The organism is Agromyces allii (assembly GCF_009749385.1).
In the GTDB taxonomy this organism is placed as follows: domain Bacteria; phylum Actinomycetota; class Actinomycetes; order Actinomycetales; family Microbacteriaceae; genus Agromyces; species Agromyces allii.
Map to the genome: position 1 here is coordinate 1 of NZ_WBIN01000006.1, position 12434 is coordinate 12434.

Consider the following 12434-nt stretch of genomic DNA (forward strand, 5'->3'; position numbering starts at 1 on the left):
GACCGTCCCCGCGCCGCTGTCGCCGGCCACCCAGACCTGGGCGCCCCCGGCGCACACCGCGCCGCTGCCGCCGGCCGCCCCCGAGGCCGCACCCGTTGCCGCCCCTGCGCGGGCATCCGCCCCACCGGCACCGCAGCCCGCGACCAACGCGCCGCGCCTCGTGCTCGCGTTCGACGACGGCTCGCGCCTCGTTCCCGCCGAGTACGGCCTGCTCGGCCGCGCGCCCGTCGCCGCGCACGGCGAGCACGTCCAGCTCGTGCCGGTCGACGACCCGTCGATGCTCATCTCGAAGGTGCACGCCGAGTTCGGCGCCGACGCGTCGGGCTTCTGGATCGCCGACCGCGGGTCGACGAACGGCACCGACCTGCGGCATCCCGACGGTCGCGTCGAGACCCTGCGCGCCGGCGTGCGCACGCCGGTCGCGGTCGGCAGCGTGGTCACCGTCGGCGGCCGCAGCTTCACGATCGTCACCGAGCCCGGAAGGTAACGCATGAAGCTCAAAGTCGGTCTCCGCCGCCAGCAGGGCGCCCCCGTCGACCTCGTCATCACGACGGATGCCACGGCCACCGTCGGCGACGTCGCCTCGGCCATCGCGCACAACGACCCCGCGTCGCCCGGCCTCCGCGGGGCGACGGGGCTCAGCCTCGCGGTCGCGCCGCCGACCTCGAGCGAGCCCGTCGTGCTCGACCCGCAGGTGCTCATCGGCGACGCCGCCATCGGCTCGGGCTTCAACGCGGCCGTCGTGGCCGGCCACACCGCGGGCGGGCAGGGCGGCCAGTCGGCCGTCGCCGCCGTGATGCGCGTGCACAACGGCCCCGACGCGGGCCGCGAGTTCGGGCTGCCGCGAGGTGCGAGCATCATCGGCCGCGCAGCCGGCGCCGACATCGTGCTCGTCGACGCCCTCGCGTCGAAGCGCCACGCGCGCGTCGAGGTCGACCAGTCCTCGATCGAGCTCGTCGACCTGAACTCGGCCAACGGACTCCTCGTCGACGGCGGCCTCGTGCAGCGCGTGCGCGTGATCCCGGGCCAGAAGATCACGATCGGCGACACCGACATCTCGTTCTCGCTCGTCGCCGCGAGCGACGCGGTGCCCGCGGCCGACCCCGTGCTCGAACGCGGCGGGTCGCTGATGTTCAACCGCTCGCCGCGCGTCGAGGAGCGCTACCCGGGCATGGAGCACCGGCATCCGACCGTTCCGAACGAAGCCGAGCCGCGACTGTTCCCGTGGCCCATGATCGTCGCGCCGGTCATGCTGGGCTTCGCGATGTTCGTCATCACCGGGCGTGCGACGTCGCTGATCATCGTCGCGATGTCGCCCCTCATGATGCTCGGCAACTTCATCGGCCAGCGCACCCAGCAGGGCAAGAAGCTGCGGCTCGAGATCGACACGTTCGAGACCCAGATCGAAGACCTCGAGGAGCGGCTCGCCAAGCAGACCGTCGTCGAGCGTGCGCGTCGCCACGAGGAGTCGCCCTCGGTCGCCTCGGTGTACGAGCAGGCCATGCGCCTCGGTCCGCTGCTCTGGACCAGGCGCCCCGAGCACTGGAACTTCCTCGCGCTGCGGCTCGGCGTCGGCCGCGCCCGCAGCCGCAACACCGTCGCCGAGTCGAACGAGCTGAAGGGCATCGCGCGCTTCGCACGTCAGGTCGACGTGCTGCGCGACCGCCACGAGTACATCGACGACGTGCCGCTCGTCGAGATGCTCCCGAGCTCGGGCGCGATCGGCATCGCCGGCCCTCGCCACCTCGCCGCCGACGTGCTGCGCGGCCTCGGCGTGCAGCTGTTCGGCCTGCACGCGCCCAACGAGCTCGTCACCGCCGCCATCGTCGACCCCGCCTGGGCGCGCGAGATCGAGTGGATGAAGTGGCTCCCGCACACCACGAGCCCGCGGTCCCCGTTCGCCGACCTCGCCCTCGCCGACAGCCAGTCGGCCGGCACGGCGCTCCTGAACGCCCTCGAAGAGACGATCCTCGGCCGGCTCTCGGGCACCGCGACCCGCCGCGGACCGCTCAGCACCGACGACTCGACCATGTCGCTCGGCGCGCGCGTCGGCGGCTCCAGCGGATCGGCCGGCGAACTCGACGGCGACCTCGCTCTCGTGCTCATCGTCACCAACGACGCGCCCGTCGACCGCCCGCGCCTCACGCAGGTCATCGAGCGAGGGGCGGATGCCGGGATCTTCACGATCTTCCTCGCGCCCACCGTCGAGTCGCTGCCCGCCGCGTGCCGCACCTTCATCGATGCGACCGACGGACTCGACAAGGCCCGCGTCGGCTACGTGCGCGCCGGCGAGGACTACCGCGAGGCCGTCATCGAGGGCGTCTCGAACCAGTACGCCGAGGTGTTCGCGAAGCGCCTCGCCCCCGTCGTCGACTCGAGCTCGGTCACGGCCGACTCCACCGACCTGCCCCGCAGCGTCTCGCTGCTGCGCCTGCTCGGCACCGACCTCGCGGCCCAGCCCTCGACCGCGGTCGAGCGCTGGCGGCAGAACAACTCGATCCTCGACCGCACGCGCGGCACGCGTCCGCGTCTGAAGCGCGCCGGCACGCTCAAGGCGTTCATCGGCCAGGGCAGCCCCGATGCGATGTCGCTCGACCTGCGCACGCAGGGCCCGCACGCGCTCGTCGGCGGCACCACCGGCTCGGGCAAGTCCGAGTTCCTCCAGGCGTGGGTGCTCGGCATGGCGGCCGAGTACAGCCCCGACCGGGTCACGTTCCTCTTCGTCGACTACAAGGGCGGGTCGGCGTTCGCCGACTGCGTCGAGCTGCCGCACTGCGTCGGGCTCGTCACCGACCTGAGCCCGCACCTCGTGCGCCGCGCCCTCACGAGCCTCCGCGCCGAGCTGCACCACCGCGAACACCTGTTCAACCGCAAGAAGGCGAAGGACCTCCTCGAGCTCGAGAAGCGCCAGGACCCAGAGACCCCGCCGGCGCTCGTGCTCGTCATCGACGAGTTCGCGGCGCTCGCCGGCGAGGTCCCCGAGTTCGTCGACGGCGTCGTCGACATCGCCCAGCGCGGCCGCTCGCTCGGCATCCACCTGATCATGGCCACCCAGCGCCCCGCCGGCGTCATCAAGGACAACCTGCGCGCGAACACGAACCTCCGCGTCGCACTGCGCATGGCGGATGTCTCCGACTCGAACGACGTCGTCGGCGACCCCGTCGCGGGCACCTTCGACCCGTCGATCCCCGGACGCGGCATCGCCAAGACCGGGCCCGGACGCCTCGTGCCGTTCCAGTCCGGCTACGCCGGCGGGTGGACGAGCGACGTGCCCGACGTCGCACAGGCCAAGGTCGCCGAGCTCCGCTTCGGCGGCGCGATCGTGTGGGAGAACGACGCCGACGCCGAGTCCGACACGCACGACGAGGACCTGGGCCCGAACGACCAGAAGCGTCTCGTCAAGAACCTCATCGCCGCGGCATCCGAGGCCCGCATCCCAGCGCCCCGCCGCCCGTGGCTCGACGACCTGGCGACCACCGTCGACCTGCGCAGCCTGCCTCAAGACGGCGACTCGCGCATCCCGCTGGGCCTCGCCGACATCCCCGAGCGCCAGCTCCAGGAGCCGATGTACTTCGTGCCAGACACCGACGGCCACATGCTCGTCTACGGCACGAGCGGCGCCGGCAAGTCCACCGCGCTGCGCTCGATCGCGATCGCCGCCGGCGCGCGGCCCGACCTCTCGCGCGCCGTGGTCTACGGTCTCGACTTCGGCACCGGGTCCCTGCGCGCGATCGAGGGCCTGCCGCACGTCGGCTCGATCGTGCCCGGCGACGACGCGGAGCGCGTGCAGCGCCTGCTCCGCAACATCCGCTCCGTGCTCGACGAACGCGCGAAGCGGTTCTCGGCCGTGAACGCGGCGACCCTGTCGGAGTACCGCACGATCACCGGCCGCACCGACGAGTCGCGCATCCTGCTGCTCATCGACGGCTTCGGCACGTTCAAGCAGGAGTGGGAGACCACCTCGGCGCGGTCCCCGTTCTACGCGATCTTCATGCGGCTGCTCGGCGAGGGCCGCCCGCTCGGCATCCACGCCGTCGTCACCGCCGACCGCTACGGCGCCGTGCCGACCGCGGTCAGCGCGAACGTCAGCAAGCGCATCATCCTGCGCATGTCGGATGACGGTGCGTACGCGATCCTCGGCGCCCCGAAAGACGTGCTCAACGAACGCAGCGCCCCGGGGCGCGCCATCGTCGACGGCTTCGAGACGCAGATCGCGGCCATCGGCGGCACCGCGAACGTCGCCGAGCAGACGAGCGCGATGCAGGAGTTCGCCGACGCCCTTCGCGCGCGCGGAGCGGTCGAGGCCTCCGAGATCGGCGCGCTGCCGACCTCGCTCGCCGTGACCGAGCTGCCCGACCAGCTCGACGGGCAACCCGTCATCGGCGTCGCCGACGACGTGCTCGGCCCCAAGGGGTTCGAGCCGATCGGCACGTTCGTCATCGCGGGGCCGCCGAAGAGCGGCAAGTCGAACGCCGTGCGGGCGCTCGTCACCTCGATCCGGCGTTTCGACCCGTCGGTCGAGCTGTTCCACTTCGGCGGTCGGCGAGCGGTGCTGCGCGAGTTCGCGCCGTGGCGCCGCTCGGCGACGAGCATCGACGACGCCAGGGCGCTCGCGAAGGAGCTCGTCGGCATCGTGGGCGACGAGTCGATCCCGGGGCGCATCATGATCGTCGTCGAGAACGTCACCGAGTTCGGCGACACCGACGCCGAGCGCCCCCTCAAGGAGCTCTTCCAGGCGATCAACCGGAGCGACCACTTCCTGGTCGGCGACGGCGACGTGTCGCAGCTGAGCTCCGGCTACGGCCTCGTCGGCGAGCTGAAGGCCGGCCGGCGCGGCATCGCGCTTCGGCCCGAGACCTACGACGGCGACTCGCTGTTCAAGGTGCCCTTCCCGAAGGTCGCCCGCCACGAGTACCCCGAGGGCCGGGGCATCTTCGTCGAGAACGGCGCATTCGTGACCGTGCAGCTGCCGCTCGTCGGCGAGCAGCCGCTCGGTGGGTAGTCCTCCCCATTGGGTGCGTCAGCGGGATGCGCCTATCTTGGGGGAGGCAGGGCACGCTGCGGCGGGCCGAGACATCAAGGAAAGGTAGCAAGATGGCAGACTTCAAGGCGTCTTACGGCGAGATGGAATCGATGGCCGGCAAGCTCGACAGCGGGCGCGAGGACATCGGCGACGTGCTCCGCCGCCTGAAGGACGACGTCGACCGTCTCCTGGGCGACGACTTCAAGACGCAGCACGCGTCGGGCAAGTTCGGCGAGGGCTACACCGAACTCACCACCGGCCTCGAGAAGGCGATCGAGGGCATCAGCGACATGGGCGACTCGCTCCGCAAGATGATGCAGGCGATCAAGGACACCGACCAGGCACTCGCCGGCAACTGATCGTGCGGCGTCGCCCGAAGGGCGACGCACGACAGGGGAGGGCCGTCGGTCCTCCCCTCGGTGCGCTCATGAGCGCACCCGCCACACCGGCCGGCCAGGCCCCATCTCCTGAGAGGAACGTCGTTGGCTGACGTCTACGTGAAGGTCGAGCACCTCAACCGACTCAACGGATCGCTCAAGCAGATCCTGGTCGAGTTCGACGAGGCCGACAGGCGCACCGATCGCCTCCAGGACATGATCGGCAGACCAGACGGCCGCGGCGGCCTGCGCGATCGCACGCACGACTTCGAAGGCGGCTGGGACGACCGGCGCAACGCGCTGGTCGCCAAGCTGCAGGGCATCCAGGCCGCAGTGGAGTCGACGTGCACCGGCTGGCAGGACTTCGACCTCGAGGCTGCGAAGAGCCTCAAACTCAGCGCGAGCGACGCCTCGCTGCCGACCAGGTAGGCGCAGAACATGCAAACGAAGCACGGGCATGACGTGCACGTCATCGAGGGCGATGCGCGCGGCATCCAACAGCGCGGCACCGAGATCGAAGACCTCGGCGAGCAGATGAGGTCGGCGGCAGAGATCCTCCGCGCCATCAGCGGTGGCGCGTCGGAGGAGAAGGGCCGCTCGATCGAGAAGATCCGCGACGAGGTCGGCGAGGCCCATGAGGAGCTCTCGAAGGCCGGCGACCGGTACGCGCCGACCGGCACCGCGATGAAGCGGTACGGCAGCCGCCTCGAGTCGATCCAGTCCGCGATGCGCGGCATCGTCTCGGAGGCCGAGCAGGCCAAGGCCACGCTCGACCAGAAGACCTCCGCGGCCGCCTCCGCGCAGCACAGCGTCGACGCGCTGCCCGACGGCGTCCCGGTCGATGACGCCGCCGAGTCGCGCAAACGACGACTCGAAGCCGCCGCCTCCGACGCGGCGGGCGACGTGACCACCGCCCGACGACACCTCGACGAACAGCTCGACGAGTTCGATGCGCAGTGGATCCGCTGGGACGACGCATACGACGACGCGCTGCGGGCGATCAACGACGCCACCCATGGCAACGTGACCGACGACTGGACCGACAACCTGGCGGGCGTCGTCGAGGTCGTGGTCGACGTGCTCTCCGTGGTCGGCATCATCGTCGCGATCGCGGCGATCATCATCGGCGGGCCGATCCTGGCGCTCATCGGCGCGGTCATCGGCGTCATCGCGCTGATCGGCACGGCCTACCTCTACGCGAAGGGCCGAAAGGGCGGAGACGACCTGGCCTGGGCCATCGTCGGCGTGCTGCCCTTCGGAAAGCTCGGCAAGCTGTTCAAGGCAGGCGAGCGCATGCAGGCCCTCGCGTTCTTCAAGGGGCCGGTGGGCGACATCGTCGAGTCCGTCGGTCAGATCCGCGGCCTCCGGGGGCTGGTGCGCAACATCGACGAGCTCGGTACCGGGAGCGGACTCGGCTCGGCCGCTCGCGCCGGCCTCGCGTCGCGTGTCGGGTCGCTCTTCGAGGGACTGCGGTGGCAGGGCTACGGTGCTTCCGGCATCCGGCTGAACCTCCTGAACGGCACGAGCGGTGCGTGGTCGAGCCGTCTCGCCACGGAGTTCGCCGACTTCTCCGCCCACCACCAGGGCATCATCCGCGGGCAGCTCGGCTCGGTCGGTTCCCTCGGCGCCATCCTCGACGACGGGGCCGCTGCGCTCCCGCGCATCCAGCAGGCGATCAACTTCGCCGACGTGTCCGTGAAGACCGGCGCCAGTGGCAAGGACGCCGCAACCGTCCTCGGCTCGCTCTTCGGTGGCGACCCCGTCGATGCGTGGCGAGCCCAGCTCGCCGGGTAGGGTGCTGAGGTGTCGTCATCCGCAACCAAGTTCGGCGTGCCTGCGTACCGGCTGATCCTGCCGCAGGGGTGGGAGGAGCTGCCGGCCGATCGTGAGGGGGTCGGCGAGCTCATCAAGCGAACGAGCGCCGTCCTCCGCGCCGGCCACCGGCCCGATCTCGATGTCGAGATGCGCAATCTGCTCGAGTCGTCGGCGAAGAAGATGCAGGCGGCACGGGCCTTCGCGATCTACCTGCAGACCGAGACCGCCGATTCCGACGCGTTCCCGATGCCGATGTCGATCACCGCCTCGGTCGTCGAGGGGCAGCTGGGCGGCACGCTCGACCGGCAGGTCGGCGCGCTCTTCCGCGAGAACGGTGCGCAGTTCCTCCGCGACGACCAGACGGTCGTCCGCTGGGAGGTCGAGGTCGCCGGCAAGGGAGACCTGCGCGGCGCATCCTCGAAGGTGCTCGACTACCTCATCCCGATTCCCGGTTCCGGTCGCCGTCGGGCGCTGCAGTTCACGACCAGCATCCCGTTGCCCGCGAATCCCGATGCCGAAGACGAGCAGGTGGCGGCCGCCCTCGTCGACCTCAGCGATCTCGTCATCAGCACCTTCGAGTGGGACCCCATCGACTGATGCAGTACACGATCGACTACAGCACGGCGGTCTGGTTCCCCGCGCCGGCGGAGTTCCCGACCGCGGCTTTCGCATCCGAGGGCGATTGGCTCGACGCCTTCGTCGAGGAGTACGAGCGCGATCTCGGCGAGCTCGACGAGACCGCTCGCGAGACGCTGCGCGAGTTCGCCGCGTTCGCGCGCGCCGAGCGTTCGCCCTTGGCGACCGAGTTCCTCCTGTTCTGCCCGAGGTCCATCCCCGTGCTCGGCATCGCCGCCGTGCACGTGGCCCCGAGCGACCCGTCCACTCCGCTCGACCTCGATGGCGCGGTCGCGATCGACGATCGCGCCGTGCTCACGCCCACCGTCGACGACGTGCACGCGAAGCATCTCGGTGCCGGCCGGCGCGCAGCCGTCGTGGTGCCGTCGAGCGCCCCCGGTTCGGTGGGCGGTCGCATCAACTACGCGTTCGAGCACGCGGGCTGCGTGGTCGTCGTGAGCGCGAGCGCCGACCGCCTGCCCGAGGCATCCGTGCTCCTTCCGTTCGTGGAGCGCCTCGTCGACGGCATTCGAATCGAGGAGACGTCATGACCGAGGCGACGACGGCCGCGATCGAGCGGGCACGCACGATGCCGCTCGACCGTGCCGACACCGCGAGCGCCGTCATCCGGATCATCCAGGATGCCGCGCTCGTGAAGCTCGATCGCGAGATCGCCGACGGCGTGCGCGCGGTCGACGTGCGGTTCGACAAGTTCGCCCGCGATCTCCGCATCGAGGCGGCTGCGTCGCGGCAGACGGCCCCGGCCGAACCGGTGCGCATCAAGCAGCGTTTCCTGCTCGACGCCCTCGGCGGGCTCCTCGCGGCCGGGGCGATGGCGACGTCCATCGACGCCGGTATCCAATCCGACGGGTGGATGCAGCGGTCCGAAGTGCTCGCCCCGTTCGTCGCCGGCCTCCTCGTGCTCGCCCTCCTCGCCCACGCGGTCAACGGGCTCCTGGCACGGAAGCCGGGCAGCACCGCGGCGCAGGGGCGCATGATCCTGCTCTTCACCTCCGGATTCTCGGTGATCAGCGCCGGGGGTCTGCTGCTGCGCGAGGCCGGTGGCGCTTCCCTCGACCTCCTGGTGCCGTCGGTCGTGGTGGCGGCGCTCGTGGCGATCGCGGCGGTCCTGCTCTGGTTCGGGCGAGCCGCCGACGCGCGCGAGTATCGCGATGCGGTCGCGGGCGGCGCGACGGACTCGCGTTCGAACGGCGACCTCCGCGCGCGGCTGCGCGTCGAGCAGCATGCGTCGAGCGCCGAGACGGGCGCCCACTTCGACGAGCTCGACCCCGACGCTCGCGCCGCGTTCGACGCGGCCGTCGCGGAGGGCGTGAGCGCGGTGATCGCCCGCGGTGTGCTCGTGCCGCAGGTCGTCCGTGCGCTGCGCGGCAAGGACCTCGCCGCGGTGCGGTACGACGTCTCCTTGTGAGCACCCGAGAACGGCTTCGCCGCGACCTCGATCCGGCATCGTTCGTCGGGCCATCCGAGGTCGACGCATGACCGCGTCGTCGGCGATGACGCCCGAGGTGCGGGCCGCGGTGACGTCGGCCGTCGAAGCCCTGCCGGCCGATGCGACCGCCGAGGCGGCGCTGGCCGCCGTGCCCCAGATCGCGATCCTCGCCGCTCACCCAGAGGCGGCAGCGGCCTACCCCAACGTGCGCCGCGGGCTCGAGATGGCCGAGTTCGGTCGCCTGCACCCGACCACGCCCGACGAACGACCGCGCACGGTGTCGCGAGGGTACCTCTGGCTGAGCGTCACCGCCCTCGTGCTCGCGCTCGTCGCGCCCGCCCTGATCATGACCGGCCGCAACGGAAGGGCGTTCGAGCCCGAGGTCGGCGCGCTCCCCTCCGGCATCCTGATGGCACTCTCGCTCGTGCTGTTCATCTGGCTCGAACCGAGGCGGACGTCGAGCCCGCTCTATCGGGGCGGCGACTTCGGCGCGCCGCTCTTCGTGGTCACCGCGGTCCTCTGGGCGATCGGCGCGTTCATCGTCCTCGGGTCCGCACCGCGGTACGACGTCTCTCCCGAGGCCGCGGTGGGCCTCGTGCTGCAGATCCTCTCCGCGCTCGGCAGCGTCGTCCTGGCCGTGTTCGCCTTCCGACACGATCGTGAGCGCCCGACGTGGGCGGGGGGCCGCAAGCCCCGGCTCGGCGTGCCGCCCGAGATCGCCGGACTGCCCGAGTTCCGAGCCGCTGTCGAAGACGGGGTCGTGACGTGGCGCAGGCACGTGTTCTCGGTGAGCACCCAGTCCGAACGGGCGGCACTGGTCGCCGCCGAAGAAGCGGCCGTCGCCGTGCTCCGCGATCGCGGAACGCTGACGGCATCGCAGTTCGATCAGGCGCTGCAGCGAGTGCGCTCGCGTGCCGACTGGACCTGAGACGTCCTCGCCCGGCACCACGGCAGGGGAGTGCTCCCCATTCCCGTGGGCGCCGCCGATCTCGTAGGGTCGTCAGAGTCCCGGTGCTCGACCAGGATCCCCGAACATGGAAGGCGAGTCCGCATGGCAGACCTCGTGTCCCTCGACCTGAGTGCGATCGGCGGGGCCGCGAGCGACGCCCGCGCGATCAAGCGGGTGTTCGAACAGAGCGAGCACACCGCGCAGGCCGCAGCCGACGCCGCGGGGCATCCGGAGCTCGCCGACGCGATCGAGCGTTTCGCGTCGACCTGGGACGACCGCCGACGCGACTTCGCCGAGAACCTGGGCAAGCTCGCGGGCGTGCTCACCGAGATCGACCGCGCCTTCACCGAACTCGACCGCTCGCTGGCCACCCGTGAGGAGAACTGATGCACCCGCTTCCCGGTGATCCCGTGGTGCTGCGCCGCACGGGCCAGCGCTACGCGGAGACCGCCTCCGCCATCCGCGACGCCGTCGCGACCCTCGATCGCATCGCCGAGCCCTCCGCGATGGTGAGCGTCGCCGTCGACCGGGTGCGAGCGGATGCCGAGCGACTCTCCCGCGACATCGCAGCCGCCGAGCGTCGCTACGGCGAGACCGGCGACGCGCTCGTCGACTACGCGGCGGCACTCGATCGCGCACAGGACGACGCGGACCGCGCGATCCGCGACGCCCACGACGCCGACGGCGACGCGGCGGCCCTCCAGGCGCGGGAGCGCACGCTTCGCTCGAAGCTCCGTGCGATGCCCGACGACACGTCGGCGGCCGACATCCGCACGCTCCAGCGATCGATCACGTCGGTCGGCGCGGATCTCGATCGCAGCGAGGGCGCCGCCGAATCGGCCCGTCAGCGCTGGGAGGAGGCGGTCGCGGATCGCGATCGTGCCGCGCGCGTCGCGATCGACCGCATCCGGGGCGTCGTCGACGGGAGCGATCTGAACGACTCGTTCTGGGACGACGTGGGCGGAGCCATCGGCGCGGTGTTCGACGCGATCGGCGATGCGATCCGGGCGATCGCGGGCGCCGTCGTCGCGGCCGTCATGGCCATCGTCGCGGCGGTCATCGTGCTGGTCGCGGCGGTGCTCGTGGTGGTCGCCGCGATCGTGCTGCTCGGCCTCGCGGTCGTCGCGGCGCTCATCGTCGCGGCGCTCGCGATCGCCGCGCTGCTCATCGTCGTCGTGGCGGCGGCGCTGCTCGCATTCGTGGCGATCGCGTTGGTCGTCGGACTCCTGCTCGTCACCGCGGCGCTCGTGCTCCTCGTGGCGGCGGCGATCGGCGTGATCCTCGCCGCGGTCGTGGGCCTCGCGGTGCTCATCCTCAGCAGCCCGCTGTTCTGGGCGCTCGTGTTCGCCACGGTCGCCTTCATCGGGGTCGTGCTGGCGTGGCGCGTGGCCATCGAGATCTTCGCCCCCACCCCCGAGGTGGACGAGTTCGCGCCCGACCCGGCGAACGACGAGTCCTACCTCGCCTGGCAGGACGCGGAGGCGGTCGACCGGATCGACAGCATGGACGACCTCGTCGCCCTCGAGGGGTACTCCGACAAGATGGGCGGCTCGTCGCAGACGGTGGTCGACATCATGCGCGTCGAGGGCGATCCGCCGCGGTACATCGTGACGTTGCCGAGCACCCAGGACTGGCAGGTCGCCGGCGTCTTCTTCGGCGAGGACATGAACGGCGACGGAGCCGTCAACGACCTCGACACGAACATCGTGCTCCGCCTCTTCCCCGAGGTGCGCACCCAGTACGAGCGCGCCGTCCTCGAGGCCATGCGCCAGGCCGGCATCCAGCCGACCGACCCGGTGCTGCTCGTCGGGTTCAGCCAGGGCGGCATCCTGGCCGGGCACCTCGCGGCCAACCGGTCCGACGAGTTCAACTTCCAGGGCGTGCTCGCCTACGGCGCCCCGATCGACGACATGGCGATCCCGCCGAAGACCGAGGTCGTCTCGATGCAGCACCACGACGATGTCGTGCACACGCTCGATCTCACGCCGAGTCCGCCCGACACCGACACCTGGTCGACGTACTCCGAGCCGGTCCCGATCGACCCGATCACCGGAAAGCCGTACCCGCAGGCGCACGACAACGAGGCGTACCGCCAGACGGCACTGCGGTTGCAGGCAGAAGACGGAACGGTCGACGACGGCTTCTCGCAGTTCTACGGAGATATCGTGTCGAATGAGCAGTACGCGTTCAAGGAGTGAGAGTTCG

General features: G+C 71.2%; 11 protein-coding genes. All 11 read left to right on the top strand.

The genetic code is table 11. From position 1 onward, the window contains the following. A partial coding sequence (locus GQR16_RS08105; RefSeq protein ID WP_157414664.1) for an FHA domain-containing protein occupies window positions 1-487 on the top strand: 487 nt, incomplete at its 5' end. A 3-nt stretch (window positions 488-490) separates the two neighbouring features. Beyond that, a complete protein-coding gene (locus GQR16_RS08110; RefSeq protein WP_157414665.1) occupies window positions 491-5002 on the top strand; it encodes a type VII secretion EssC family protein in 4512 nt (1503 codons plus the stop codon). Between the two features lie 92 nt (window positions 5003-5094). After that, complete coding sequence (locus GQR16_RS08115; protein ID WP_055860250.1) at window positions 5095-5382, top strand: WXG100 family type VII secretion target; 288 nt, start codon at window positions 5095-5097, stop codon at window positions 5380-5382. Window positions 5383-5505: 123 nt separating this feature from the next. Then, window positions 5506-5829 (top strand): hypothetical protein, encoded by a 324-nt coding sequence (locus GQR16_RS08120; RefSeq protein WP_157414666.1) that lies wholly within the window; start codon window positions 5506-5508, stop codon window positions 5827-5829. Between the two features lie 9 nt (window positions 5830-5838). Beyond that, window positions 5839-7194, top strand: coding sequence for a hypothetical protein (locus tag GQR16_RS08125; RefSeq protein ID WP_157414667.1), 1356 nt, complete (start codon window positions 5839-5841; stop codon window positions 7192-7194). 9 nt (window positions 7195-7203) lie between these two features. Beyond that, the gene (locus GQR16_RS08130; protein WP_157414668.1) at window positions 7204-7812 is read left to right on the top strand and encodes a hypothetical protein; all 609 of its coding nucleotides are present in this window, start codon (window positions 7204-7206) and stop codon (window positions 7810-7812) included. Further along, window positions 7812-8381, top strand: coding sequence for a hypothetical protein (locus tag GQR16_RS08135; RefSeq protein ID WP_157414669.1), 570 nt, complete (start codon window positions 7812-7814; stop codon window positions 8379-8381). Before GQR16_RS08130 ends, GQR16_RS08135 begins: the two co-directional genes overlap by 1 nt. Further along, complete coding sequence (locus GQR16_RS08140) at window positions 8378-9259, top strand: hypothetical protein (protein ID WP_157414670.1); 882 nt, start codon at window positions 8378-8380, stop codon at window positions 9257-9259. The genes GQR16_RS08135 and GQR16_RS08140 overlap by 4 nt, the downstream gene beginning before the upstream one ends. A 67-nt stretch (window positions 9260-9326) precedes the next feature. After that, window positions 9327-10208 carry a hypothetical protein gene (locus tag GQR16_RS08145; protein ID WP_157414671.1) on the top strand — a complete coding sequence of 294 codons (882 nt, stop codon included), beginning with the start codon at window positions 9327-9329 and terminating at the stop codon, window positions 10206-10208. A 123-nt stretch (window positions 10209-10331) separates the two neighbouring features. Next, on the top strand, window positions 10332-10616 hold the full coding sequence (locus tag GQR16_RS08150; protein WP_157414672.1) for a hypothetical protein: 285 nt from the start codon (window positions 10332-10334) through the stop codon (window positions 10614-10616). Then, window positions 10616-12427: an alpha/beta hydrolase gene (locus tag GQR16_RS08155; RefSeq protein WP_157414673.1), complete on the top strand. Its 1812-nt coding sequence runs from the start codon at window positions 10616-10618 to the stop codon at window positions 12425-12427. Before GQR16_RS08150 ends, GQR16_RS08155 begins: the two co-directional genes overlap by 1 nt. Window positions 12428-12434 lie beyond the last annotated feature (7 nt).